The sequence below is a fragment of the Streptomyces sp. NPDC046805 genome, from assembly GCF_040645355.1.
Classification (GTDB): domain Bacteria; phylum Actinomycetota; class Actinomycetes; order Streptomycetales; family Streptomycetaceae; genus Streptomyces.
The window spans coordinates 289,119-313,187 of record NZ_JBEYYC010000002.1 but is presented as its reverse complement, the minus strand read 5'-3'; the positions used below and the strand labels follow the sequence as shown (position 1 = coordinate 313,187).

Sequence of the window (24,069 nt, the reverse complement as noted above, 5' to 3'; positions counted from 1 at the left end):
GGCCGCCCTCGGGCGGCCTTCGCGAAGTCTTGGGTACGCGCAGTCAGTGGGCCGCGGAAGGAGCGGTCCACCACCAGTTCTGGGTCGAAAGCGCGAACATATGAAGCACCCTATCGCATGTCCGCAGTGCGAATCCGGTGTCTCATTTGCTGGGCGTGGTCGGGAAGCACCGACATCACCCCGTAATCTTGACGTCGTGACCGTGAACGCTAAGACCAGCGCCACCGCTGGCAACACCTGGCGAGACCTGCCCGCGGCGCAGCAGCCCGAGTACCCCGACCCCGAGGCTCTGCGCGCAGTGATCGCGGACCTCGAGTCGTATCCGCCGCTCGTCTTCGCCGGCGAGTGCGACCAGCTGCGTGCTCGTATGGCGGCCGTCGCCAAGGGAGAGGCGTTCCTCCTCCAGGGCGGCGACTGCGCGGAGTCCTTCGATGCCGTCGGCGCCGACCAGATCCGCGCCAAGCTCAAGACCCTCCTCCAGATGGGCGCCGTGCTGACGTACGCCGCGTCCGTGCCCGTCGTGAAGGTGGGGCGGATCGCGGGGCAGTACTCCAAGCCGCGCTCCAAGCCGACCGAGACCCGTGACGGCGTGACGCTCCCGACCTACCGGGGCGACTCCGTCAACGGCTTCGACTTCACCGAAGCGGCCCGCATCCCGGACCCCGAGCGGCTGAAGCGGATGTACCACGCCTCCGCCTCCACGCTGAACCTGGTGCGCGCCTTCACCACCGGCGGCTACGCCGACCTGCGCCAGGTGCACGCCTGGAACCAGGACTTCGTGAAGTCGTCCCCGTCGGGCCAGCGCTACGAGCAGCTCGCCCGCGAGATCGACAACGCGCTGAACTTCATGCGGGCCTGCGGCGCGGAGCCGGAGGAGTTCAAGACGGTCGAGTTCTACGCCTCGCACGAGGCGCTGCTGATGGACTACGAGACCGCCCTGACCCGGGTCGACTCCCGCACCGGCAAGCTGTACGACGTCTCCGGCCACATGGTGTGGATCGGTGAGCGCACCCGGCAGCTGGACGGCGCGCACATCGAGTTCGCGTCGAAGATCAGCAACCCGATCGGCATCAAGCTCGGCCCGACGACCACGGCCGAGGAGGCGCTGCAGTACATCGAGCGCCTCGACCCCGAGCGGCAGCCGGGCCGGCTGACCTTCATCGTCCGCATGGGCGCCGACAAGATCCGCGACAAGCTCCCCGAGCTGGTCGAGAAGGTCACGTCGTCCGGCGCGACGGTGGCCTGGGTGACGGACCCGATGCACGGCAACACCTTCGAGGCGGCCTCCGGCCACAAGACCCGCCGCTTCGACGACGTGCTCGACGAGGTCAAGGGCTTCTTCGAGGTCCACAAGGCGCTGGGTACCCACCCGGGCGGCATCCACGTGGAGCTCACCGGCGACGACGTCACCGAGTGCGTGGGCGGCGGCGACGAGATCTTCGTCGACGACCTGCACCAGCGCTACGAGACGGCCTGCGACCCGCGGCTGAACCGCAGCCAGTCGCTGGACCTGGCGTTCCTCGTCGCGGAGATGTACCGGGACCAGTGACGGTCCTGTGAGGACCCGGACGTGAGGTGGGGCGCGGATCACACGATCCGCGCCCCACCTCGCTTTTACGGGGCCCTGCCCGGCGGGTAAGGTTAGGTTTGCCTCACCGATCAGTCGGGGTGGCGTGACCTTTCCATCCCGGCGGGAGGTGAATCCGCGTGTACGTCTGCAGCTGCTTCGGCATCACCGAGCAGCAGGTCAAGAGGCATGCGGAGGACGGCGCCTGCACCCCTCGGCAGATAGCTTCCGCCTGCAAGGCCGGCACGGACTGCGGTTCGTGCGTACGCCGTATCCAGGCGCTCCTCGGTCGCGGCGCATGCCCCCGCCGTGAGCTCGCCGACCAGGGCGGGCCGGTGCTCTCGGAGCTCTCGCGGGCCCAGGCCCTGGACGAGGCCGCCTAGCTCCCGGTTCCCCGGTTCCCGACTGCCGACGTCAGCTGTCCGGCTGCTCGATGACCTGCGCGATGTAGAGCGCCTCGCCGAGCTTGTCCACCAGTTCCAGCTGGGTGTCCAGGTAGTCGATGTGCTGCTCCTCGTCCGCGAGGATGTCCTCGAAGATGTTCGCGGACGTGAGGTCGCCCTTCTCGCGCATCACCTTGGCGCCGCGCGTGAGCCGGTCGATCGCCTCCACCTCGATCTGCCGGTCCGCCTCGAACATCTCCTTGACGGTCTGCCCCACCCGCACATGGAACAGCCGCTGGTAGTTCGGCAGGCCGTCCAGGAACAGGATCCGGTCGGTGAGCGTCTCGGCGTGCTTCATCTCGTCGAACGACTCGTGCCGCGTGTACTTCGCGAGCTTCGTCCAGCCGAAGTTCTCCTGCATCTTCGCGTGCAGGAAGTACTGGTTGATCGCGGTGAGCTCGCCGGTGAGCTGCTCGTTGAGGAATTCGAGGACCTCGGGGTCGCCCTGCATCGCAGAGGCTCCTTCCGCATGAGGGGATGGGGGAGGTTGCCGCCGCATGATTGCACCGGCGCCGAAGATCGTCCAGTAAGTGCGTACTTAGTAAGTAAGTCCACACTTCACGCGTGTTGTCCGATTAGGGGGATGCCTGGTCAAGTGCACTGCTCCGGGTCTGTCAGGATGGAGTCATGGGGCATCCGGCGGAGCGCGAATCTGGAGAATTCGGAGAGGGCGTACGGTCCGAGCTCCCCCCGGGGCAGCGACTTCAGCGCGGCTGGCCGGTCATGCACTACGGCCCGGTGCCCAAGTTCCGGCCCGAACGCTGGGAGTTCAGGGTCTTCGGTGCCACCGCCGACGGCGACAAGCGCTGCTGGAACCACGACGAGTTCACGACCCTGCCGTACAGCAGCGTCGTGGCCGATCTGCACTGCGTGACGAAGTTCAGCATGCTGGGGGCCGAATGGGGTGGCGTCCCGGCGAGCGAGATCCTGGAAGCCGCGCCGCCCGCCGCCGACGTCACCCATGTGATGGTCTGGGCGGAGTACGGCTTCAGCGCGAACCTCCGGCTGTCGGACTTCTCCTCCGACCGCGCGATCTTCGCGACCCACAAGGACGGTGAACTCCTCACCGCCGAGCACGGCTTCCCGGTCCGCCTGATCGTGCCTCACCTGTACGCCTGGAAGGGCCCCAAGTGGGTCCGCGGCATCGAGTACATGACCGCCGACCGCCGCGGCTTCTGGGAGGAGCGCGGCTACCACAACATCGGCGACCCCTGGAAGCAGCAGCGCTACTCCTACCAGGAGGAGCCCGGGGACGGCCCCGAGCTCTGACGCCTCCCGCCTGGTCCTCTTGCCGGCGGTCAGCGGTGGTACCGGTGCACCACCGCGTGGCCCTTGCCGCGGCCGATCGTCCACTTGTTGACGGGGGTCGTGACGACGAAGGCGGCCGCGAGGGAGATCGCCAGCGTGGCCCAGAAGAGCAGGTCGACCAGTTGCGCCTCCATCGCGCCCGGCCAGAGCGCGATCACGCCGTTGTCGATCAGCTCCATCACGGCGATGGACAGTGTGTCGGCGGCCAGCGCCACGCGGACGGCGGTGCGGAAGTCCACGCCCGCCCGCAGCACCCCGCGCAGGGTGAGCGCGTAACCGAAGAAGAACGCCAGCGCGATCGCCGCGATCGTCGTCGGCAGGTTGCCCCAGCCGAGCGCCGTACCGATGACCATGCCAAGCACCTCACCGATGGCACAGCCGGTGAGGCAGTGCAGGGTGGCCCGGGCCGCCATGGACCAGGTGGCCGCCGGTGCGTGGTCGTGGACGTGTGCCCGGACGTGCGCCTCGTGCGTCATGGATGCCCCCAAAGCCGAGTGACGGTTCCTGTGGGGAGTAGGAGCCGTATACCCCTCAGGGGTATTCCAGGCTCGGCCTGCGGATCATCCGTCCCGCAGCTTCTTCAGCCGCTCCACGTCCGCCGCGTGCCCCTGCTTGCCACCCGGCGTCTCGATGATCAGCGGTACGCCCTCGGTGGCGGGGTGGGTCAGCAGCGCGCGGAACGGGTCCTCGCCGATGTGGCCTGCGCCGATGTTCTCGTGGCGGTCCTTGTGCGCGCCCACCACGTCCTTGGAGTCGTTGGCGTGGATCAGCTTCAGCCGGCCCTCGCCGACCGTCTCCACCAGCAGGTCGAGCGTCCGGTGCATGCCGCTCGGCCCGGTCAGGTCGTGCCCGGCCGCGAAGATGTGGCAGGTGTCCAGGCACACGCCCAGATTGGGGTGGGCGTCGAGCGCCTCGAAGTACGGCCCGAAGTCCCAGGTGCGCGAGCACAGAGAGGCGCCCTGTCCGGCCGTGGACTCCAGCAGCAGATACGGGTCGTCGTCATGGGTGAGCTCGTCCAGCAGCGGCAGCAGGTGCTCCCGTACCTGCTTCAGGGCCACCGCCCGCTCCCGCCCGCCGGTCGCGCTGCCCGTGTGCACGACGACGCCGAGCGCCCCGATCTCCCGCCCGCGCCGCAGCGAGTGCCGCAGCGACTCCACCGACTTCTCCACGGTCGCCTCGGTGTGCGAGCCGAAGTTGATCAGATAGGGGGCGTGCACGTACGCCGGGATCGACTCCCGCGCGCAGGTCTCCCGGAACGCCTCGTCCTGCCGGGGGTTCCCGGCCGGGGTGGCCCAGCCGCGCGGATTGGCGACGAAGACCTGCACGGTCTCGGCCCTCAGCTCACGGGCGTACGACAGCCCCACGCAGTGCAGTCCGCCGGCCACGGGGACGTGACCGCCGACGGGGTTGCGCAAGGGGCGGGGCGGGACGGCGGTGCCGGGCTGCTGAGGTATCACCCGTTCAGGGTGTCATGCCGGGCGGGACCCGAGGAACGCCGTGATCCCGCCGCTCACCGGATGGTGATCGTGATCGTCGCCCCCTTGGGCGCCTTCTCGCCGCCGTCCACCGACTGCCTCTTCACGGTGTCGCCGAACAGGCCCAACAGCCCGCGGCTCTCGCCGACCTTGAAGCCGGCGCGCTCCAGCTTGCTCTTCGCGTCGTCGACGCTCCCCCCGACCACGTCCGGCACGTCGACCATCTCGGGGCCCTTGGACAGCGTCAGCGTCACGGTGTCGCCCTCGGCCGCCTGGCCGTCGCCGACCGGGGTCTGCTCGGCGACCTCGCCCTTGTCGTACTCGGAGGAGACCTCCCGCGGGGCGATCCTCACCCGGAGACCGGCGTCCGCCAGGTCCCCCTTCGCGCTGTCCAGGTCCTCACCGGTGACGTCGGGCACGTCGACCGGGCTGCCCTTGCTGACGGTGAGCGCGATCGCGGAGCCCGCGTGCCGCTCGGTGCCCGCCTCCGGGCCGGTGCCGATCACCATCCCCTTGTCGACGTCGTCGCTGAACTGCCGGGTGACCATGCCCGGCTCCAGCCCGGCGTCCTTGAGCTTCGTCCTCGCCCTGTCCAGCCGGTAGCCCTGCAGGTCGGGCACCCGCACGGTCTCCGGGCCGTCGGAGACGGTCAGCGTCACCGAGGCGTTGCCGCGGACCCGGCTGCCGGCCCGGGGGTCGGTGCTGATGACCGTGCCGCGCCTGACCGTGTCGCTGTAGGCGTGCCGGACCCGCTTGACGCCGAGCCCGTCATCCCGCAGCTCCGCCCGCGCCTGCGCCTCGGTCTTCGCCAGCAGCGGCGGGACCTTGGTGAACTGCCCCGAGTTGACGTACCAGACGCCGGTGCCGACACCGAAGACGAGCAGCACGGCGGCGATGGCCGTGACCAGCCCGCGCCTCGGCCGGGACGGCCCCTGCCGCCGCGCGGGCGGGCCGGGCGGGACCTCGAGCCGGCTGGTCCGGTCGACGGCCGCCGTCGGATCGTCGTCCTCGTTGACGGGCAGGAGCCGCGGGATGGTCAGCGCGCGCGGTAGCACGCTCGTACGGTCCCGGGCGTTGTCGTGCTCCGCGGTGATCGCTTGCGGAGGCACGGCGTCCAGCTGCTCGTCGCTCAGGTCCGCCCGCGCCTGACGCGCATCGGCGAGCAGCGCCACGGCGTCGTGCGGCCGCAGGTCCGCGGTGCGCGCGGTGGCCGCGGCGACCAGCGCGTCCAGGCCGTACGGCATGCCCGGTACGGCGGCCGAGGGCGGTGGGACGTCCTCGTGGAGGTGTTTGTAGAGCACCGCGGCGGCGGAGTCACCGGTGTGCGGCTTGGCGCCGGTCAGCATCTCGTAGAGGACGACACCGCACGCGTACACGTCGACGCGCGCGTCGGCGGTGCCCTGCTCGATCTGCTCGGGCGCGAGGTAGGAGACGGTGCCGAGGACGGCCCCCGTGGTGCTCGTCACCGTGTCCACGGACCGCACGAGCCCGAAGTCGGCGACCTTGACGCGCCCGTCGTCCCCTATGAGGACGTTCTCGGGCTTCATGTCCCGGTGCACGAAACCGGCCCGGTGCGCGGCGCCGAGCGCGGCCAGCACCGGCTCCAGGATGTCCAGGGCGGCGCGGGGCCGCAGCGCTCCCCGCTCGCGCAGCACGTCACGCAGGGTGCACCCGGCGACGTACTCCATGGCGAGATAGACGTACGACCCGTCGGTGCCCTGGTCGAAGACCTGCACGACGTTGGGGTGCGCGAGCCGGGCCACCGACTTCGCCTCGCGGATGAACCGCTCGACGAAGGAGCCGTCGGCGGCCAGCGCCGGATGCATCACCTTGAGCGCGAGTATGCGGTCCAGACGGGTGTCCAGGGCCCGATAGACCGTGGCCATCCCGCCGACGGCGATCCGCGCGTCGACGCGATAGCGGCCGTCGAGCATCTGGCCGACGAGGGGGTCCTGAAGGGTCGTATCCACGCAGCGAGTCTACGAGGGGCGACTGACACGACGCCCGGCCAGACCGGGATCAGGGTGTTCCTGCAGCGCACTTGTGACGCGTCACTCGCACAGGCCCGCAGCCGCCGACGGCGATGAATCCCCACGGGAAAGGTCCCCGTCCCGATCGGCGGTGAACGGGTGGTGCGCAGGTGGGAGGCCGGGGCGGCTTTGCAACCCCGCTCAGAACGCAGGCCGCTCGGGATCGAGCACCGCCAGGCCCTCCGCAGGAGAAGACGCCTCGGCGAAGTGCCTGCGGGGGATGCGCCCCGCACGCCGGGCCAGCCGTCCCGCCTCCACCGCGTGCCTCATCGCCCCGGCCATCAGCTCGGGCTCCTGCGCCCGCGTCACGGCCGAGGCGAGCATCACACCGGCACACCCGAGCTCCATCGCCAGCGCCACGTCCGACGCCGTGCCCGCTCCGGCGTCCAGGATCACGGGCACGCGCGCGTGCTCGACGATCAGCTGGAAGTTGTGCGGGTTGCGGATGCCGAGCCCGGAGCCGATCGGTGACCCGAGCGGCATGACGGCCGCGCAGCCCACGTCCTGAAGTTTCCGCGCCAGCACGGGGTCGTCGTTCGTGTACGGCAGGACCGTGAACCCGTCGTCGACCAGCGTCTCCGCCGCGTCCAGCAGCTCGATCGGGTCGGGCAGCAGGGTCCGCTCGTCGGCGATGACCTCCAGTTTGACCAGGTCGGTCCCCAGCGCCTCCCGGGCCAGCCGGGCCGTCAGCACGGCCTCGCCCGCCGTGAAGCACCCCGCCGTGTTCGGCAGCACGCGGATGCCGAGCCGCTGGAGCACCGACAGCACGGACCCGTGCACCCCGGGATCGACCCGGCGCATCGCCACGGTCGTCAGCTCGGTGCCGGAGGCGACCAGCGCCCGCTCCAGCACATCGAGGCTGGGCGCACCTCCGGTCCCCATGATCAGGCGGGACGTGAAGGACGTACCGCCGAGGACGAAGGGGTCGTCGGCCATGGGTCAGCCTCCTTGGACGGCGGTGAGGACTTCGACGCGGTCTCCCTCGGCGAGGGGAGTGGACGGCCACTGCGCGCGCGGGACCACGGTTTCGTTGAGTGCGGCGGCCACTCCCGAGGGGGCCGTGGTGAGGGTCTGCACCAGGGCGTCGAGCGCCGTGCCGGACTCGACCTCCCGGCGCCGGCCGTTGACGGAGATGTTCATGCGGGCTGCTCCGAGAGTGCGGTGGGTGCGGTGAGTGCGGTGGGTGCGGTCGGTACGGCGCCGAAGCGCAGCGGCGTGAACGGGCGCGCCTCCTCCGGGAGGTCGCCCGTGGCCAGGGCGTGCGCCATGACGTCCCCGGTGACCGGCGTGAGCAGCACGCCGTTGCGGAAGTGCCCGGTGGCCAGCAGCAGCCCGTCGAGGGCGGTCGGGCCGAGCAGCGGCGCGTTGTCGGGGGAGCCGGGGCGCAGGCCCGCGCGGGTCTCGGCCAGGGGCAGCTCGGTGATCCCCGGCACCAGCTCATGGGCGTCCCGCAGCAGCTCGTACACGCCCCCCGCGGTCACCGTCGTGTCCCAGCCGAGCTCCTCGCTCGTCGCGCCGACGACGAGCTCGCCGTTCTCCCGCGGCACCAGGTAGACCTGGCTGCCGCGCACCACGGCCCGCACGGTGCGGCTCAGGAACGGCGCGTACCGCCGCGGCACGGACAGCCGCAGCACCTGCCCCTTCACCGGCCGCACGGGCGGTCGTACGTCCTCCGGCACGCCCGTGAGCCGACCGCTCAGGCTCCCGGCCGCCAGCACCACCCGGCCCGCGCCCAGCCCGGTGCCGTCCGCCGTGGTGACGCCGGCCGCCCGGCCTCCCACGACGTCGAGACGCTCGGCCCACGCGCGGTGGAACACCACCCCGGCCCGCTCGCACGCGGCCACCAGCGCGGCCGCCAGCCGCCGCGGGTCGATCTGGTGGTCGCCGTCGACCCGCAGCCCGCCGCGCACGCCCGGCGCGAGCATCGGCTCCAGGCGCCGGCAGTCCCGGCCGGACAGCCACGTGGAGTCCAGCCCCGACCGCTGCTGCAGCGCGTGCAGTTCGCGCAGGTGGGCGCGGTCGTCGGCGTCCAGCGCGACCGCGAGCGTGCCGCAGCGGCGGTAGCCGAGGTCGTGGCCGGTCAGCTCGGTCAGCTCGGCCGCGAAGTCCGGGTAGCGGCGGGCCGACTCCAGGTTCAGGCCGAGCAAGGTCTGCTCGCCGTGGTGGAGTTCCGTGACCGCGGCCAGCATCCCGGCCGCGACCTGCGCGGCCCCGCCACCGGGCTCGGGGTCCACCACGGCCGTGGCGAACCCGCGCTGCGCGGCCCGCCAGGCCGTGACCAGGCCGATGATTCCGCCCCCGACGACGAGGACGTCCGAGGTACGAGACGGCATGGGCGTCCAGCCCCTCCCTTCGCCGGCATGACCCGGATCAGGTTCGTACGGTCGGAGGCCGCCAGCCTCCCTCTCAGCCCGGTGCGTCCGGGCTCCCGCGAGTGCTTGTACTGGTGGTCACCCTAGCCCGCGGCGTGCCGCGCCCGTAAGCCCGCGAGAGAGCCTCGGCCCGCCGGGACCCCGCCCGCCCAGCACACCCCCTGACCGACGGTATTGCGATTGTCTATGGTGATCGGGTGAGCGAGCAGACGGAGCGACAGGGCATGTCACCGGGGCGGCGCGTGGTCGTCGTCGGCGCCGGGATGGCCGGGGTGCAGACCGCGGTCGCCCTGCGGGAACAGGGCTTCAGCGGCCCCTTGACACTGATCGGCGCGGAGCCGCACCAGCCGTACGACCGGCCGCCGCTGTCCAAGGCGATCCTGCTCGGCAAGGCCGAGGGCTCGGCCCTCGACATCGACTTCGAGACGCTCGGCATCGAACTCCTGCTGGGACGCGAGGCGTTGGGCGTGCGCCCCGACGACCACGAACTGGACACCGAGGCGGGCCCGGTCCCGTACGACGTCCTCGTCCTCGCGACCGGCGCCGAGCCCGTCCGCCTTCCCGGTGCGGAGGGCGTCCCCGGTGTGCATCTGCTGCGCACCCTCGACGACGCCGAACGGCTGCGGCCCGTGCTCGCCCGGCAGCACGCCATCGTGGTCGTCGGCGCGGGCTGGATCGGCGCCGAGTTCGCGACGGCCGCGCGCGAGGCGGGCTGCTCGGTGACGGTCGTCGAGGCCGCCGACCGCCCGCTCGCGGAGGCGCTTCCCGCCGAGGTGACCGCGCCGATGACCGCCTGGTACGCCGACAGTGGCGCCGCCCTGCGCACCCACGCGCGCGTGGAGCGCGTCGAGCCGGGCGCGGTCGTCCTCGACGACGGTGCGCGGCTGCCCGCGGACGCCGTCGTGGTCGGTGTCGGCGCGCGCCCCGCCACGGGCTGGCTCGCCGGCTGCGGCATCGAGCTCGGCGCGCACGGCGAGATCGTGGCCGACGCGCACCTGCGCACCTCCGCCCCGGACGTGTACGCGGTCGGCGACTGCGCCTCGTTCCCCTCGGGGCGCTACGGCGAGCGGCTGCTCGTGCACCACTGGGACAACGCCCTCCAGGGCCCGCGCGCGGTCGCGGCGACCATCCTCGGCGAGGCGGACGTGGTCTACGACCCGGTGCCGTACTTCTGGTCCGAGCAGTTCGGACGCTTCGTCCAGTACGCGGGACACCACGCGTCGGCCGACACGCTGCTGTGGCGCGGCGAGCCCGCCGCCGCGGCCTGGACCGTCTGCTGGCTGCGCGAGGACCGGCTGGTCGCGCTGCTGGCGGTGGGCAGGCCGCGGGACCTGGCCCAGGGGCGACGGCTGATCGAGAGCGGCGCACGGGTGGACCCGGGGGTGCTGGCCGACCCCGCGCGCCCGCTGAAGGAAGCAGTTGTTTGAGCCGAAAAGTCCCAGGTTGGACCGGCCCGACTTCCGACTGTCAGTCCGGGATGGCACGCTGTTTCCGTGACCGAGATTGACGCAAAGACCGATGCTCTCGTCCCCGCCTGGCTCAACCTCCCCGAGATCGCCGAGATGCTCGGTGTCGAGGTGACACGGGTGCGGCAGCTGGTCAAGGAGGGCCAGCTCATCGCCGTACGCCGTGGCGAGAACCGCGCGCTGCACGTCCCCGCCGCCTTCATCGACGGGGACAAGGTGGTCAAGGGCCTCTCCGGGACCCTGACGCTGCTGCGGGACGACGGCTTCAGCGACGAAGAGATGCTGGAGTGGCTCTTCACCCCCGACCCGTCCCTGCCCGGGACGCCCGCCCAGGCGCTGAGTGAGAACCGCGGCACCGAGGTGAAGCGCCGCGCCCAGGCGCTCGCCGTCTGACCCGAACACCATCCGGCGTACGGGCCGTGGCCTCGCGTGTCCCTCGCGGGGCGGCGCGGCCGCGGCCCGTACGTCTGCGGTGCCGGGCCGCCACGCTCACCGTGGCGTCCCCGGCAACCGCCGACCACGCACACCGTGGCCCGCAGGCCACCGATCACTGACACCCCGGGGGATGCACCGCCATGTCCGACACCGCCGCCACCGCCCGTGCCCGGCTCGCCGACGCCCGTCTCTACCTCTGCACGGACGCCCGGAGGCGCCAGGGCGACCTGGCCGAGTTCCTGGACGCGGTGCTGGCCGGCGGTGTCGACATCGTGCAGCTGCGCGACAAGGGCATGGAGGCGGGCGAGGAGCTGGAGCACCTGGAGGTCTTCGCCGACGCCTGCGCCCGCCACGGCAAGCTGCTCGCGGTCAACGACCGCGCGGACGTCGCCCACGCGGCCTCCGCCGACGTACTGCATCTCGGGCAGGGCGACCTGCCGGTCCCCGCGGCCCGCGCCATCCTCGGCCCCGACGTCCTCATAGGCCGCTCCACGCACGCCGAGTCCGAGGCCACCGCGGCCGCCGTCCAGGACGGCGTGGACTACTTCTGCACCGGTCCCTGCTGGCCCACCCCCACCAAGCCCGGCCGCCACGCCCCCGGCCTCGATCTGGTCCGCCACACGGCCTCCCTGGGGACCGACCGCCCCTGGTTCGCGATCGGCGGCATCGACCTCGGCACCCTCGACCAGGTGCTCGACGCGGGCGCCCGCCGGGTGGTCGTCGTCCGCGCGCTCACCGAGGCGGACGATCCGGGAGCCGCCGCGGCCCGGTTGGCGAAGCGACTGCGTCAGGCGTAGGGCCATGTAGGCCCACGGGGCCCATACGGCCACGAAAGGACGCGCTTTCCCGAGGTGTGGCGCCCCGTTGTCCAAAAGGTGGACAGCAGGCGGACAAATCATGCAATTTTGCCGCGTCCGGTTGGGGGACCGCCGCCCCCTGACTAACCTGCGGGTATGGCCCTCGGAACCGCATCCACCAGGACCGACCGCGCACGCACCGTGCGCGACATCCTCGGCTCCGGCAAGACGACGTATTCGTTCGAGTTCTACGCACCGAAGACCCCCAAGGGCGAGAAGAACCTGTGGGCCGCCCTGCGCAGGGTCGAGGCGGTGGCTCCCGACTTCGTCTCGGTGACGTACGGCGCCGGCGGTTCCACGCGCGCGACCACGGTCAAGGAGACCCAGCAGATCGTCGTCGACACGACGCTGACGCCGGTCGCCCACCTCACCGCGGTCAACCACTCCGTGGCCGAACTGCGCAACATCATCGGCCAGTACGCCGACGCCGGGATCCGCAACATGCTCGCCGTGCGCGGCGATCCGCCCGGCGACCCGATGGGCGAGTGGGTGCCGCACCCCCAGGGCCTGACCTATGCCGGCGAACTCGTCCAACTCATCAAGGAGTCGGGCGACTTCTGCGTGGGCGTCGCCGCCTTCCCGGAGATGCACCCGCGCTCCACCGACTGGGAGACAGATGTCGCGCACTTCGTCGACAAGTGCCGTGCGGGGGCCGACTACGCCATCACGCAGATGTTCTTCCAGCCGGAGTCGTATCTTCGGCTGCGCGACCGGGTCGCGGCCGCGGGCTGCGAGACGCCCGTGATCCCCGAGATCCTGCCGGTGACGAGCGTGAAGATGCTGGAGCGGCTGCCTCAGCTCAGCAACGCGGTGTTCCCGGCGGAGTTGAAGGACCGGATCCTCGCGGCGAAGGACGATCCGGCTTCGGTACGCTCGATCGGGATCGAGTTCGCCACGGAGTTCTGTGCGCGGCTGCTGGCCGAGGGAGTGCCCGGACTGCACTTCATCACGCTCAACAACTCCACGGCACCACTGGAAATCTACGAGAACCTGGGCCTGCACCACCCCCCGCAGGCCTAGACCGGCCATACCCGGATACGACACACTGCGTAACGGTCACTGGGAGAGGGGCGTACATGGGCTGGACGGTCCTCTATATCGCGTTCGGCATCGTCGCACTGTGGTTGCTCGGCGAGGTGCTGCTGCAGTACAAGGCGCGCCTGCGCTGGCGGTTGCTGGCCTTCGCCGGCTTCCTCGGTGTCGTGCTCGGCGTGCTGATTCCGTCCGTCGTCGTCATCGCACTGGGCGCGGCCGCCTTCGCGGTCGGCCAGACCTACGTCACGCTGTCGTTCCGCCGCGGCTTCGCCGAGGGCTGGGCGGTCAACCGCCCCGACGGCAAGGGCGGTTTCAGGCGCGGACGCGGCGAGCCGGACGACGAGGACGCCGCGTACGACGACGCCGGACCGGTGGCGGTGCACGACGGCTACGGCGACCAGGACGGCCCCCAGGGCCACGAGAACGCCCCGTACGGCACCGCGGGCGGCCACACCGACGACTACGACCACGAGCACGACGACGTGTTCACGCCGGCCCGCGCGGCCGAGCCCGCTGCCGCGATGACCACTGTCTACGAGCCGCAGCCCATGCCCGACGACACCGGTTCGTACGGGGTCTACGCCGACACCGGGGCGTACGCGGCCACCGGCGACCCGGCCTACGCGACGGCCGCCCACGGCGCCGACCAGACGTACGGCTACGACTACTCCGGCTACGGCCAGCAGCAGTACGGCTACGACACCGGCGGCCAGCAGCAGTACGCCAACTACTCCGACCCGTACATCGGCACCCAGGCCTACGGCGGGGACGGCGGGTACGACGCGTCGTACGGCGGCCAGCAGTACGACCAGCAGGGCTACGCCCAGGACCAGTACGCGGCCGGTGGGACCTGGGTCCCGCAGCAGCGCACCGACGAGGCCTACGGCGGCCAACTCCCGCAGGAGCAGGCGTATCCGTACCAGGGCGACGGCCATCAGCAGCAGCCGGGGCACGGGTACGACGAGCAGTACCGCTACTGAGAGCGGTTCATGAGAGTGCGGTGGCCTTGAGGGGCCGCCGCACTGTCGTACGCCTTACTGGGAGCCCTTGAACTCCGGGCCCTCCACGATCAGCCCCGCGACCAGGGCGCCCGACATGCCCGCGTGCGGGAGACCGCCGCCGGGGTGCGACCAGCCTCCAGCGGTGAACAGCCCGGCGAGAGCCGTGGTGTTGGCCGGATGCAGCAGGCGCCCACCACCGGCCGCGAGCGCCGGAGCCGGAACCGCGCCGCCCACCGCACCCGTCGTCTCCGCGACGTCGGCAGGCGTGCGCACCTCCTGCCACAGGACGCGGTCCCGCAGACCGGGTACGGCACGCTCGGCGACGCCGATCATGTCGTCGACGTGGCGGTCGAGCGCGCCGCCCTCGGCTCGGTCCCCCCGGCCGAGCCGGGCGGGGACCGTCGAGACGAGCGCGATCGCCTCGTGCTCGGAGTCGGGGACCAGCGCAGGGTCGTCGGGGCGCAGCACGGTGACGGTCGGGCGCGCGGCCGGCCCGGCCGGCGTGCCGAACAGCGCGTCCAACTCCGCGTCGCGGTCCGACGCGTGCACCACGGTCCGGTGGGCGGTCCCCTCCGGACGCCCGCCGCGCAGCGCCAGCAGCACCGTCAGCCGGCTCGGGAGCCCGCGCTGCGGTACGACCTCGCCGTCACCCCGGACAGCCGTGTCCGTGACGAACCGGCCGAGCGCCTCGGGGGCGACACCGGCGACCACGAAGTCGGCCTCGGCCTCCCCGCGGTCCGCCAGCCTCACCCCGGCCGCCCGGCCGTCCCGCTCCAGGACCCCGGTGACCTCCGCGCCGAAGACGAACTCGACCTTCCGCTCAAGGCACCGCTCGTACACCGCGCGCGCCAACTCCCGTATGCCACCGCGGACATACCAGGTGCCGAAGGCGTGCTCCATGTACGGCAGCACGGCAGCGCTCGCCGGAGTGGCCCGGGGATCGAGGCCGTACGCCAGCGCGTGGCTCTCCAGGAGCGCGGTGAGACGCGGGTCGCGCAGCTCCCAGGCGCCGACCTCGGCGAGGGTGCCGGCCCGGCGGGTGCGCAGCAGCCGCTTGTGCGGGACGGACGGATAGGGCTCGCGGTCGGCCAGCACCTGCCAGTCGGTCCACAGCGGCTCCTCAAGGAGTGGCCGGCGCGTGCGGTCCCAGGCCTCGCGGGCCCGCACCAGGAAGTCGCCCCAGCGCTGCCCGGCGGCCGACCCGAGGGTCTCGTCCAGGGCCGCGACGACGCCCGCGCGCGAGGCGTTGGGCAGGGACACCTCGGTGCCGTCGGCGAAGACGTGCCGCGACGACGGGTCGACCTGCACGAGCCCGACGCAGTCCTCCAGCGGCTTCTTGCCGGTCTTGACGAACAGGTCGCGGTAGACGGCGGGCAGCGGCAGCAGCCCCGGACCGGTGTCGAAGCGGAACCCGTCGCGCTCGTACCGGCCCACCGCTCCGCCGTACGTCTCCGTCCGTTCGTACACCACCACCCGGTGGCCCGCGACGGCCAGCCGGGCGGCGGCCGCCATCGCGCCCATCCCGGCGCCGATCACCGCAATTCGTGCCATGCCCGCGACTTTATCGACCGCCACTGACAGTCACCGGTCCGGGGGAGTACGGACGCGGACGTGATCGTCACCATGCGGCGGCGCCGCGGCGTGGGCCTGAGTGCGCAGGACTGAGTATCCGTACCTAGGACGCGAGTTGAGTACGCGCGCGGATGGGGGGCGACCTGCGAGAACGAGAGAGTGGAGGCACGGAAAGGGGCGCGACTCCGGCACCGCCGACACGGGGCGGCGGAACGGCGCTCGCGCCCTTGCCCGCTCCTTCCGCCGATTCCATCGGCGGAAGCGAGGCACGGGGGGCACGGGGGAACGGGGAACGACCGAAGGGCTCCACCGGGGGACCGTACGGGGACACCAGACGTACGGGGAGTGGAGCGCGGGGAGGTACGGGGGGACAGGGAAGGCGCCGGTTCGACGGTGGCCCGCGGGGGACGCGGCCACGGCGGGCCGGCGCTTTCCCGCGTCGCGGGCACGCGCGCGTGCCGGCCCGGCCCGTCTCCTGCCGGCGTCAGCCCTTTCCGCCGACCCGGCCCTGAAGCAGCCGGGACAGCGCCGCGTGGACGTCGTCCAGAGGCCGCTCGGGCTGGAACGCCTGCCAGTCCAGCGCGGCCACCAGCACCATGCCGACCAGCGCGGCGGCCGTCAGCGGAACGTCGATCTCCTCGCTCGTCCCGCCGTTCGCCACCCCTTCGAGGAGCACGCCCTCGATGACGGCGACGGTCTCCTGCCGGACCACCGCCAACGTGGACCGCCAGGTGCGGTTGGTGCGCCACAGCTCGGCCACGTACAGCTGGGTGAAGGCCGGGTAGCGGGCGATGAAGACGAGCCCGGCGCGGATCATCGCGTCGAGGGCGTCCACCGTGCTCCCGCCCTCGCGCGCCGTGCGCTCGGCCGCCTCCCGCAGGGAGGCGGTGAGGAGTCCCACCCCGTGCCGCAGCAGCTCCTCGAAGAGGACCGACTTGCTCGCGAAGTTGTAGTAGACCGTGCCCTTCGCGACCCCGGCCCGCTCGGCTATCTCGTCCACCGTGGTCGCGGAGAAGCCCTGTTCGGCGATGAGCGTGACCGCCGCTTCGTAGAGCCTCTGCCGGGTGGCCTCGCGGCGCGTGCTCGCGCCGACCCTGGCGCTGCTGCTTTCCATGGCCCCGATTGTCACAGGAGGGCCATCCGCGAGGAGGGTGAACCGACCGGTCAGTGCACAGCCGGCACGAACCTTCGATCGAAGAGAAAGTCCAGGTCAGAACGGATTGTCAGTGGCATACCTCACGATGGGCACATACGGCACCACCGGACAGGGCGTGCCGTCACCCAGACGACAGGAGGTTCGTCATGGCCAACTCGTCCGCAGCCGCCGCCCGTCGGCGCCGTGCCACCGGCCCTGCCCCCTCACTGAACGGTCCGGCGAGCGACGTACACCCCGTCCAGCGCCGGGCCGCGGCCCCGCCCGCCGCCCTCGACCTGCTGGCCCAGGCCCGCGCCGGACTCGACGAGGCCGCCGTCCTCGAAACCCCGAACGAGCGCTATGCGACGGCCCACTTGGCCGCCCTGCGCACCGCCGCCGCCGTCCTCGCCGCGCGCGGCCGCCCCGAGCCCTCGCCCCGGCGCCGCACACGGATCAGGAGCGCCTGGGAAGTGCTCCCCGAGATCGCGCCCGAACTCACCGAGTGGAGCGCCCTGTTCGCCTCCGGTGCCCGGCGCCGGGCCCGGGCCGAGGCGGGCATCCAGGGGGCGGCAAGCCGCCGCGACGCCGACGACCTCATACGCGACGTGGCGATGTTCGTCCGCCTCGTCGAGCGCATGCTGGTGCTCCAGCCCCTCCTGCCCCAGTCCCGCCAGGACGCGGACTCGCCAGAGCGTCCACCCGCCGACCGGGACATGCCGGACGCGGGCTGAGCCGGAGCCGGCAGCGCGCCCCCACGGTGACCAGGCGCGGCGCCGTAGGCAATAGGGTGGAGAACGCCTGAAGCCTTCCCTTCGCACCGCCGGCAACAGGCGGTGCCGCGCCGAGGAGTCAACTGTCGTGTCGGACCCGAGCCGCCCGCCCGTCTCCCGCCACCACCCTCAAACGGCGTCGCTGCGCTCCGACCCCTCCGGTCCCCGCGCCTCTCTCCGTACCGCCGTGGTCTGGGACGTTCTCCAGGACGCCCTCGACCGCCGGGTCAAGGCCACGGGGCGGGAGTCGCTGGACGTCCTCGACACCGGAGGCGGCAGCGGCAGGTTCGCGGTGCCCCTCGCCCGCCTCGGCCACCGCGTCACCGTCGTCGACCCCAGCCCCAACGCGCTGTTCGCGCTGGAGCGCCGGGCCGCCGAGGCCGGCGTCGCCGACCGCGTGCGGGGCGTGCAGGGCGACGTCCACGGCCTCTTCGACGTGGTCGAGCGCGCGGGTTACGACGTGGTGCTGTGCCACGGCGTCCTGGAGTACGTCGACGATCCGGCCGAGGGCGTCCGCAACGCGGTGGCCGCCCTGCGCTCCGAGGGCGTCCTCAGCCTGCTCGCGGCCGGTCTCGGCGGCGCCGTGCTCGCCCGCGCGCTGGCCGGTCACTTCCGGGAGGCCCGGCAGGCCCTCGACGACCCCCACGGCCGCTGGGGCGCAGGCGACCCCATGCCGCGCCGCTTCACCACCGAGCAGCTCACCGCGCTGGTCGAGGGGGCGGGCCTCGGGGTGGGTGCCGTGCACGGCGTGCGGGTCTTCGCGGACCTGGTGCCCGGCGTCCTCGTCGACACCGAGCCCGCAGCCCTCGAAGCCCTGCTGGAGCTGGAGGCGGCGGCGGCCGAGCTGCCGGCGTTCCACTCGGTCGCCACACAGCTGCACGTGCTCGGCGAGACGCGGGCGGCTGCAGAGGCCTGAGAGGCCTCCCCCGCCACTTGAGTCACGAGGCCCATTACGGCGCTGATCAGGGGATCGGCGGCACATGGAGTAGGCCACACGCCCCCCGAACGAGGGGTTTGCGCCGTATGATCGAGGAAGACCGCCCGGCATGACGGGTCGGCCGCCGGGGAATGGAAGCCTCAGCGAGCCGGTACGGCCATGGTGGGTTCCGGTTGGCCAATTGGCGTAGAGGGGCGGGTTTCACGGGGGCGGTTCCCTGCCTATCCTGAAGGGACCCCCGGGTCGCCCCGGCGACTGCACGATGAGGAGGACTCCGTGCCGCTCTCGGAGCACGAGCAGCGCATGCTCGAGCAGATGGAGCGAGCGCTGTACGCCGAAGATCCCAAGTTCGCGACAGCGCTTGAGGGAAGTGGGCTGCGCACGTTCACCCGGCGACGGGTCTACCAGGCGGTCGCGGGCTTCCTCGTCGGTATCGCGCTCCTCATGGCCGGAATGGTCGTCACGCAGATCTGGCTCAGCGTGATCGGTTTTCTCGTCATGCTGGGATGTGCGGTGCTCGCCGTGACGGGGTGGCGCAAGGCCCCCAAGCCGGGCGAGCAACCCGCAGGCGCCTCGCACACACGCCGTCAGGCACGGCAGCGGCGCTCCATGATGGACCGCATCGAGCAGCGCTGGCAGCGCCGTCGCGACGAGCAGGGCCACTAGCGCCACCGGCCAGGTCACATACCTGTACGTGCTCGAGCCCCCGGCCGTGTGCCGGGGGCTCAGCCGTTTCCGCTTTCTCTCTGGGAGCTTTCCCCTGAGCTCTCCCCCCAAGGGCTCATCATCCTCCCTTGGGAGCTCTTCCCCCGGGCTTTTCCTCCTCAGCCCGAGCCCTGCCGGCCGGACGCCTTGCGCGGGGTCGGGAGGGCCGCCACCGCGCGCGCCCTGAGAGACGCCCGCCAAGCCGACACCGCCCAGAGCACCCGTACGCAGGAGCGCGGGGCGAATCGCGCGCGCAGCCGCGTGCGGCGGCCGACCGAGGCCCTCAGCCCGCCGATCGCCCGGCGCACCTCCTCCGCGAGGCCGGCGGCCGGGCGCGGCCGGGGCGCGTAGAGGACCTGCTCCACGGCATCCGCCACCCGGTGCACGGCGGCACCGGCCGCCGGGTCGAGCCGCCCGAGCCGGACGATCCGCTCGGCGGTCCTCCGCGGGGTCTGCGAGCCGTCGGGCGGGATGCCGAAGTCCCAGGCAGTGTCGTTCAGCTCCTGCCAGGCCGCCAGCGTGTGGGCCGCCGCCCCCGCCTCGGTGCGGGCGTGCGCGCCGAGCCGTGCGGCCCGCAGACGCGTCCGCCACAGCATCGGCGACAGCGGGATGGCCGACGCGGCCAGGCCGCCGAGCGCCCACAGCGCCATCTCCCACCCCGCCGGGCCGTTGCCGCCGGGGTGTGCGACGGCCTGCGCCGACGGACCCCCGCACATGTCCAGCCTCCGCTGCCGCGCCGGGCAGCTCTCGCTCGGCGACACCGGAGCCTCGGGCGCCGCGGACGCGGCCCGCGACGGGCGGGCCTCGTCCGGCACCGAGCTGCCGGGCGTGCCCGACTGGGTGTACGAGGGGGTGGTGCCCCGCGTCGGGGTCGGCTCGAAGCGGGTCCAGCCCACGCCCTCGAAGTACAGCTCGGGCCAGGCGTGCGCGTCCTTCAGGCCGACCGACACCGTGCCGTTCGCCTGCGGGGAGCCGGGCGCGAAGCCGACCGCGACCCGGGCCGGGATGCCCAGCGTGCGGGCCATCGCCGCCATCGTGAAGGAGAAGTGGACGCAGAAGCCATGCTTCTTGCGCAGGAAGGCCGCTATCGCATCGGAGCCGCGTCCGACCTCGACCTGGGTGTCGTACTGGAAGCCGCCGTTCTCGGTGAAGTAGTCCTGGAGCTTGACCGCTTCCTCGTAGTGGTTCGTCGCCCCCTTGGTGACCTGCCGGGCGGTCCTGGCCACCACCGGTGGCAGCGACGCCGGTACCTTGGTGTACTCGCGCTCCAGCTCCGTCGGCGGCTGCGGCGCCGCGGCCAGCTGATCCGCGGTCGGCCGCACCGCGAGGCTGCTGACCTGGTACGTCGTCCCGCGTGTGGTCTGGCGGTGGTCGCCGACGACCGTCATCCCCACGGGCTCGAAGCGCCACCGGCCGCCGATCTTCACGCCGCTCGGCGGGTACGGCATCGGCAGCCAGTTCTGGGCGTACCAGTCCGCCGCCGAGATCACGGTCGTGACCTGGGTGCGCTTGATGTCGGGGCCCAGTCCGGCCGGGAGGGGGAAGGGGTCGGGGACGCCGACGACGTGCCGCTGGGACGGCTTCCAGGTGGTGCCGTCGAAGTCGTCGAGAGAGACGATGCGCAAGTACAGGTCGGAGAGGTCGTTCGTGCTCGTCGTCAGCGACAGGACCTGGCGGTCCTCGTTCACGTTCAGGCTGTCGCGCAGGGACACCAGTGGGTTGACCGCGGAGATCGTGCCGCCGTCCCCGTTGCCCGCGCCCACTCCGGTCCCGGTGCCGGCCAGCAGGCCGCCCTGCAGGGTCGGCAGGGCGAGCGGCACGAACAGGGCGACGCCCAGGGCGACCGCGCCGATGCGCCGCCCGGTGCGCGCCGGGGCCACCGCGCCGGTCGCCGGGTCGCCGGGAGCGCGGGCCGCGCCGGTGAAGACCCGGCCCCACTGCGAGAGCCGGTCCCGGCCCTCGGCGAGCAGGAGCATCAGATAACCGGCCGCCGCCACCACGAACCACAGCCACTCGGCGCCGCCCCCCGACAGGCCCGCCGCGACGGAGTACAGCGCGAGCAGTGGCAGACCGGCGGGCGCCGCGCTGCGGAAGGTCACGGCGAGGGTGTCCACGATCAGCCCGATGACCAGGACGCCACCGATGAGCATCAGCCGGATCCCGTCGGACAGCGGTGCCGGTATCGCGTACCGTCCGACGTCGTTCGCTCCCTGCTGCAGCAGGGCGGCGAAGTGGCCCATGGCGTCCGGCCCGGGAAGCAGCCCGACGACCGCGTACTCCCGGGCGAAGACCAGGGTCAACAGCAGCAGCGTGACCAGGGCCTGCGAGGCCACCGTCAGCGACCGGGCCAGCGGCACCCGGCGGGTCATCGCGCCCACGGCCGTCTGCGCCGTCAGCAGGAAGGCCGCCTGGATGATCCAGGTCGCCGGGGAGACCAGCGGCAACAGGGCGCACGCCGTCATCATCGTGGCCGCCGCGGCACACAGTGCCAGCCGCACCCGCCCGCTCATGTCCGTGCCTCCCCGCCGCTCACCGCGGCCATCCCCGCGCGTTCGCGGTCCGCCTGGCGCCACAGTTCGTTCAGCGAGGCCCCGCGGGGCACGCTCACGGCCGTCCAGCCCGCGTCGCGCAGTATGCGCAGCCGGTCCGCGTGCTCGTCCCCCGGCCCGGGCACGTCGGTCGGCAGCCGTACCCAGGCGTCGCTGTCCAGCAGGAAGGCGACGGCGCCGCCGCTGCGCCGGCGCATGCCGGCGACCACCGCCACCTGTTCCTCGTCGAGTCGGCCGAGGAAGGCCACCAGCAGTCCTTCGTTGCCGCCGCGCAGCACGTCGTACGCCCGGGACAGGCCGATGCCGTCCGAGTGGTCGACCACGGCGAGGGTGTCCATCATCAGCCCGGCCGCGTCCGCCGTCCCCGAGCCTGCTGCCGCGAAACCGTCAGCGCCCTCGCCGGGGACCGAGCTGCCCGTGTCGGTCAACAGCCGTACGGAGAAGCCTCGTTCGAGCATGTGGACCAGGACCGAGGCCGTGCCCGACACCGCCCACTCGAAGGCCGAGTCCGGGCCCGCGCCCTCGAAGGCGATGTCCCGGGTGTCGAGCAGCACGGTGCAGCGGGCACGCTGCGGCTGCTCCTCGCGGCGCACCATCAGCTCGCCGTAGCGCGCGGTGGAGCGCCAGTGCACCCGGCGCAGATCGTCGCCGTAGCGGTACCCGCGCGGGATCACGTCGTCGTCGCCGGCCAGGGCCAGCGAGCGTTGCCGTCCGTCGCCGTACCCCTTCGCCTCCCCGTCGAGCCGCACCGGCGGCAGCGGCTCCACGCGCGGGATCACGGTCAGGGTGTCGTACGCCGAGAAGGAGCGCGTCAGTTCGCACATCCCGAACGGGTCGGCCAGGCGCAGTTGGAGCGGGCCCAGCGGATAGCGGCCGCGCAGGTCCGAACGGACCCGGTAGGACACCTCGCGGCGGCCCCCGGGCTCCACCCGGTCCAGGACGAACCGGGGGCGCGGACCGAGCGCGTAGGGCACCCGGTCCTGGAGCATCAGCAGACCGGTGGGCAGCCGCGAGACGTTGTCCATCCGCAGATGGACGCGGGCCTCGCTGGCCGCGGGCACGCGCGAGGGGGCGAGCCGGCGGCTGCCGGCCACCCGGTAGCGGGTTCGGTAGAGCACGGTCGCGCAGATCAGCGGCAGCGCGGCCAGCAGGAGCCCGACCCGCAGCAGCTCGCTCTGGCCCAGGACGTACGCGCAGATCGAGGCCGCGATCCCGGCCGCGAAGAACGAACGGCCGCGGGTGGTCAGCCCGTTCAGGGCCGTACGGATGCCGCCGTCCTCCCCGCGGTCGGCGTCCGCCCGCCCCATCCCCCCGGTGCTCATCACAGCCTCCGGGGCGGCTGCTGGTCGTAGGCGGTCGCACCCCGGCCGTCCGGTCCGAAGCCGCTCTGCTGCGGCGCGGGCACCGGCGTGCTCTGCAGGATCTCCTGGACGACCTGCTCCGACGTCCGCCGGTTGAGCTGGGCCTGGGCGGTGGGCAGCAGCCGGTGCGCCAGGACCGCGACGGCGAGCGCCTGGACGTCGTCCGGCAGCGCGTACTCCCGGCCGCCGAGGGCCGCGGCCGCCTTCGCCGCGCGCAGCAGGTGCAGCGTCGCGCGCGGGGAGGCGCCGAGTCTCAGGTCCGGGTGGGCGCGCGTGGCGGCGACCAGGTCCACGGCGTACCGACGGACGGGTTCGGCCACGTGCACGCCGCGCACGGCCTCGACCAGCTTCACGATCTCGTGCGCGTGCGCCACGGGTTGGAGGTCGTCCAGCGGGCTCACCCCGCCGTGGACGTCGAGCATCTGCAACTCGGCGTCCACGCTGGGGTAACCGATGGAGACGCGGGCCATGAAGCGGTCGCGCTGCGCCTCGGGCAGCGGGTACGTGCCCTCCATCTCGACCGGGTTCTGCGTGGCCACCACCATGAAGGGGCTGGGCAGTTCATAGGTCTGCCCGTCGATGGTGACCTGGCGCTCCTCCATCGACTCCAGCAGCGCGGACTGGGTCTTGGGCGAGGCGCGGTTGATCTCGTCGCCGATCACGATCTGCGCGAAGATCGCACCCCGTTTGAACTCGAAGTCCCGGCGCTGCTGGTCCCAGATGGACACACCGGTGATGTCCGACGGCAGCAGGTCGGGGGTGAACTGGATGCGCCGCACCGAGCAGTCGATGGACCGCGCCAGCGCCTTGGCCAGCATCGTCTTGCCCACGCCGGGCACATCCTCGATCAGCAGGTGTCCCTCGGCGAGCAGCACGGTCAGCGAAAGCCGTACGACCTCGGGCTTGCCCTCGATCACTCCTTCCACCGAACCGCGAACCCGCTCAGCGGTGGCAGTCAGATCTGTAAGGCTCGCTCGATCGTCATAGGTCGTCACCCGGCCCTCCTCGGCCCGTTTTCACGCCGATCCGTCGCGCTGTGGCGCGGACCGGC

The 24,069-nt window shown here is 72.5% G+C and carries 24 protein-coding genes and 1 riboswitch; of the genes, 11 read left to right on the top strand and 13 right to left on the bottom strand.

Features of this window, described 5'->3' with window-relative positions:
* Positions 1-43 precede the first annotated feature (43 nt).
* A complete protein-coding gene (locus ABZ910_RS04195; RefSeq protein ID WP_361359103.1) occupies positions 44-100 on the bottom strand; it encodes a trp operon leader peptide in 57 nt (18 codons plus the stop codon).
* Between the two features lie 96 nt (positions 101-196).
* Between ABZ910_RS04195 and ABZ910_RS04190 the strand changes: the two genes are divergently transcribed.
* Both ABZ910_RS04190 and ABZ910_RS04185 read left to right on the top strand, forming a co-directional pair.
* Complete coding sequence (locus ABZ910_RS04190) at positions 197-1,549, top strand: class II 3-deoxy-7-phosphoheptulonate synthase (protein WP_361358886.1); 1,353 nt, start codon at positions 197-199, stop codon at positions 1,547-1,549.
* Positions 1,550-1,707: 158 nt separating this feature from the next.
* Complete coding sequence (locus ABZ910_RS04185) at positions 1,708-1,950, top strand: (2Fe-2S)-binding protein (RefSeq protein ID WP_361358883.1); 243 nt, start codon at positions 1,708-1,710, stop codon at positions 1,948-1,950.
* Positions 1,951-1,981: 31 nt separating this feature from the next.
* On the opposite strand, the gene bfr is transcribed toward ABZ910_RS04185, so the two are convergent.
* Positions 1,982-2,461: a bacterioferritin gene (gene bfr / locus ABZ910_RS04180; protein WP_361358881.1), complete on the bottom strand. Its 480-nt coding sequence runs from the start codon at positions 2,459-2,461 to the stop codon at positions 1,982-1,984.
* A 176-nt stretch (positions 2,462-2,637) separates the two neighbouring features.
* Between bfr and ABZ910_RS04175 the strand changes: the two genes are divergently transcribed.
* A complete protein-coding gene (locus ABZ910_RS04175) occupies positions 2,638-3,279 on the top strand; it encodes a sulfite oxidase-like oxidoreductase (RefSeq protein ID WP_361358878.1) in 642 nt (213 codons plus the stop codon).
* Positions 3,280-3,308: 29 nt separating this feature from the next.
* On the opposite strand, the gene ABZ910_RS04170 is transcribed toward ABZ910_RS04175, so the two are convergent.
* From ABZ910_RS04170 to thiO, 6 genes are all read right to left on the bottom strand, one after another.
* On the bottom strand, positions 3,309-3,794 hold the full coding sequence (locus ABZ910_RS04170) for a DUF4396 domain-containing protein (RefSeq protein WP_361358875.1): 486 nt from the start codon (positions 3,792-3,794) through the stop codon (positions 3,309-3,311).
* 84 nt (positions 3,795-3,878) lie between these two features.
* On the bottom strand, positions 3,879-4,775 hold the full coding sequence (locus tag ABZ910_RS04165; RefSeq protein WP_361358872.1) for a deoxyribonuclease IV: 897 nt from the start codon (positions 4,773-4,775) through the stop codon (positions 3,879-3,881).
* A gap of 53 nt (positions 4,776-4,828) precedes the next feature.
* Entirely contained in the window at positions 4,829-6,763 is a 1,935-nt protein-coding gene (gene pknB / locus ABZ910_RS04160) for a Stk1 family PASTA domain-containing Ser/Thr kinase (RefSeq protein WP_361358869.1), read from the bottom strand.
* A gap of 201 nt (positions 6,764-6,964) precedes the next feature.
* The gene (locus ABZ910_RS04155; protein WP_361358866.1) at positions 6,965-7,759 is read right to left on the bottom strand and encodes a thiazole synthase; all 795 of its coding nucleotides are present in this window, start codon (positions 7,757-7,759) and stop codon (positions 6,965-6,967) included.
* Between the two features lie 3 nt (positions 7,760-7,762).
* The gene (gene thiS / locus ABZ910_RS04150; protein WP_361358863.1) at positions 7,763-7,963 is read right to left on the bottom strand and encodes a sulfur carrier protein ThiS; all 201 of its coding nucleotides are present in this window, start codon (positions 7,961-7,963) and stop codon (positions 7,763-7,765) included.
* Positions 7,960-9,156, bottom strand: coding sequence for a glycine oxidase ThiO (gene thiO / locus ABZ910_RS04145; RefSeq protein WP_361358860.1), 1,197 nt, complete (start codon positions 9,154-9,156; stop codon positions 7,960-7,962). The genes thiS and thiO overlap by 4 nt, the downstream gene beginning before the upstream one ends.
* Positions 9,154-9,265: riboswitch (TPP riboswitch) on the bottom strand. Its footprint overlaps the gene before it by 3 nt.
* Positions 9,266-9,392: 127 nt before the next feature.
* On the opposite strand from thiO, the gene ABZ910_RS04140 reads away from it, so the two are divergent.
* From ABZ910_RS04140 to ABZ910_RS04120, 5 genes are all read left to right on the top strand, one after another.
* The gene (locus ABZ910_RS04140) at positions 9,393-10,622 is read left to right on the top strand and encodes an FAD-dependent oxidoreductase (protein WP_361358857.1); all 1,230 of its coding nucleotides are present in this window, start codon (positions 9,393-9,395) and stop codon (positions 10,620-10,622) included.
* A gap of 66 nt (positions 10,623-10,688) precedes the next feature.
* Entirely contained in the window at positions 10,689-11,054 is a 366-nt protein-coding gene (locus ABZ910_RS04135; RefSeq protein ID WP_361358855.1) for an Rv2175c family DNA-binding protein, read from the top strand.
* A gap of 182 nt (positions 11,055-11,236) precedes the next feature.
* Complete coding sequence (gene thiE / locus ABZ910_RS04130) at positions 11,237-11,893, top strand: thiamine phosphate synthase (protein WP_361358853.1); 657 nt, start codon at positions 11,237-11,239, stop codon at positions 11,891-11,893.
* Between the two features lie 156 nt (positions 11,894-12,049).
* A complete protein-coding gene (gene metF / locus ABZ910_RS04125; protein WP_361358850.1) occupies positions 12,050-12,973 on the top strand; it encodes a methylenetetrahydrofolate reductase [NAD(P)H] in 924 nt (307 codons plus the stop codon).
* Between the two features lie 56 nt (positions 12,974-13,029).
* Positions 13,030-13,968, top strand: a complete 939-nt coding sequence (locus tag ABZ910_RS04120; protein WP_361358848.1) for a hypothetical protein — start codon at positions 13,030-13,032, stop codon at positions 13,966-13,968.
* 54 nt (positions 13,969-14,022) lie between these two features.
* Here ABZ910_RS04120 and ABZ910_RS04115 read toward each other — a convergent pair whose 3' ends face one another.
* Entirely contained in the window at positions 14,023-15,540 is a 1,518-nt protein-coding gene (locus ABZ910_RS04115; protein WP_361358845.1) for an NAD(P)/FAD-dependent oxidoreductase, read from the bottom strand.
* 505 nt (positions 15,541-16,045) lie between these two features.
* Positions 16,046-16,675 carry a TetR/AcrR family transcriptional regulator gene (locus ABZ910_RS04110; RefSeq protein ID WP_361358842.1) on the bottom strand — a complete coding sequence of 210 codons (630 nt, stop codon included), beginning with the start codon at positions 16,673-16,675 and terminating at the stop codon, positions 16,046-16,048.
* 188 nt (positions 16,676-16,863) lie between these two features.
* On the opposite strand from ABZ910_RS04110, the gene ABZ910_RS04105 reads away from it, so the two are divergent.
* The 3 genes from ABZ910_RS04105 (at position 16,864) to ABZ910_RS04095 (ending at position 19,069) form a co-directional block, all read left to right on the top strand.
* On the top strand, positions 16,864-17,427 hold the full coding sequence (locus ABZ910_RS04105) for an SAV_6107 family HEPN domain-containing protein (RefSeq protein WP_361358839.1): 564 nt from the start codon (positions 16,864-16,866) through the stop codon (positions 17,425-17,427).
* Between the two features lie 127 nt (positions 17,428-17,554).
* Positions 17,555-18,382, top strand: a complete 828-nt coding sequence (locus tag ABZ910_RS04100) for a methyltransferase (protein ID WP_361358836.1) — start codon at positions 17,555-17,557, stop codon at positions 18,380-18,382.
* Positions 18,383-18,679: 297 nt separating this feature from the next.
* A complete protein-coding gene (locus tag ABZ910_RS04095; RefSeq protein WP_361358833.1) occupies positions 18,680-19,069 on the top strand; it encodes a DUF3040 domain-containing protein in 390 nt (129 codons plus the stop codon).
* A gap of 158 nt (positions 19,070-19,227) precedes the next feature.
* On the opposite strand, the gene ABZ910_RS04090 is transcribed toward ABZ910_RS04095, so the two are convergent.
* The 3 genes from ABZ910_RS04090 to ABZ910_RS04080 are packed head-to-tail and all read right to left on the bottom strand — an operon-like array spanning position 19,228 to position 24,013.
* The gene (locus tag ABZ910_RS04090; RefSeq protein WP_361358830.1) at positions 19,228-21,618 is read right to left on the bottom strand and encodes a DUF3488 and transglutaminase-like domain-containing protein; all 2,391 of its coding nucleotides are present in this window, start codon (positions 21,616-21,618) and stop codon (positions 19,228-19,230) included.
* Positions 21,615-22,979, bottom strand: a complete 1,365-nt coding sequence (locus tag ABZ910_RS04085) for a DUF58 domain-containing protein (protein ID WP_361358827.1) — start codon at positions 22,977-22,979, stop codon at positions 21,615-21,617. Before ABZ910_RS04085 ends, ABZ910_RS04090 begins: the two co-directional genes overlap by 4 nt.
* Positions 22,979-24,013: a MoxR family ATPase gene (locus tag ABZ910_RS04080; protein WP_361358824.1), complete on the bottom strand. Its 1,035-nt coding sequence runs from the start codon at positions 24,011-24,013 to the stop codon at positions 22,979-22,981. The genes ABZ910_RS04085 and ABZ910_RS04080 overlap by 1 nt, the downstream gene beginning before the upstream one ends.
* Between the last annotated feature and the right edge of the window lie 56 nt (positions 24,014-24,069).

Bases quoted from the DNA above. Each gene is read 5' to 3' on its own strand.
- bfr (WP_361358881.1), bottom strand. From the start codon at position 2,461: ATGCAGGGCGACCCCGAGGTCCTCGAATTCCTCAACGAGCAGCTCACC.
- ABZ910_RS04175 (WP_361358878.1), top strand. From the start codon at position 2,638: ATGGGGCATCCGGCGGAGCGCGAATCTGGAGAATTCGGAGAGGGCGTA.
- ABZ910_RS04170 (WP_361358875.1), bottom strand. From the start codon at position 3,794: ATGACGCACGAGGCGCACGTCCGGGCACACGTCCACGACCACGCACCG.
- ABZ910_RS04155 (WP_361358866.1), bottom strand. From the start codon at position 7,759: ATGGCCGACGACCCCTTCGTCCTCGGCGGTACGTCCTTCACGTCCCGC.
- thiS (WP_361358863.1), bottom strand. From the start codon at position 7,963: ATGAACATCTCCGTCAACGGCCGGCGCCGGGAGGTCGAGTCCGGCACG.
- thiO (WP_361358860.1), bottom strand. From the start codon at position 9,156: ATGCCGTCTCGTACCTCGGACGTCCTCGTCGTCGGGGGCGGAATCATC.
- thiE (WP_361358853.1), top strand. From the start codon at position 11,237: ATGTCCGACACCGCCGCCACCGCCCGTGCCCGGCTCGCCGACGCCCGT.
- metF (WP_361358850.1), top strand. From the start codon at position 12,050: ATGGCCCTCGGAACCGCATCCACCAGGACCGACCGCGCACGCACCGTG.
- ABZ910_RS04120 (WP_361358848.1), top strand. From the start codon at position 13,030: ATGGGCTGGACGGTCCTCTATATCGCGTTCGGCATCGTCGCACTGTGG.
- ABZ910_RS04115 (WP_361358845.1), bottom strand. From the start codon at position 15,540: ATGGCACGAATTGCGGTGATCGGCGCCGGGATGGGCGCGATGGCGGCC.
- ABZ910_RS04110 (WP_361358842.1), bottom strand. From the start codon at position 16,675: ATGGAAAGCAGCAGCGCCAGGGTCGGCGCGAGCACGCGCCGCGAGGCC.
- ABZ910_RS04105 (WP_361358839.1), top strand. From the start codon at position 16,864: ATGGCCAACTCGTCCGCAGCCGCCGCCCGTCGGCGCCGTGCCACCGGC.
- ABZ910_RS04090 (WP_361358830.1), bottom strand. From the start codon at position 21,618: ATGAGCGGGCGGGTGCGGCTGGCACTGTGTGCCGCGGCGGCCACGATG.
- ABZ910_RS04085 (WP_361358827.1), bottom strand. From the start codon at position 22,979: ATGAGCACCGGGGGGATGGGGCGGGCGGACGCCGACCGCGGGGAGGAC.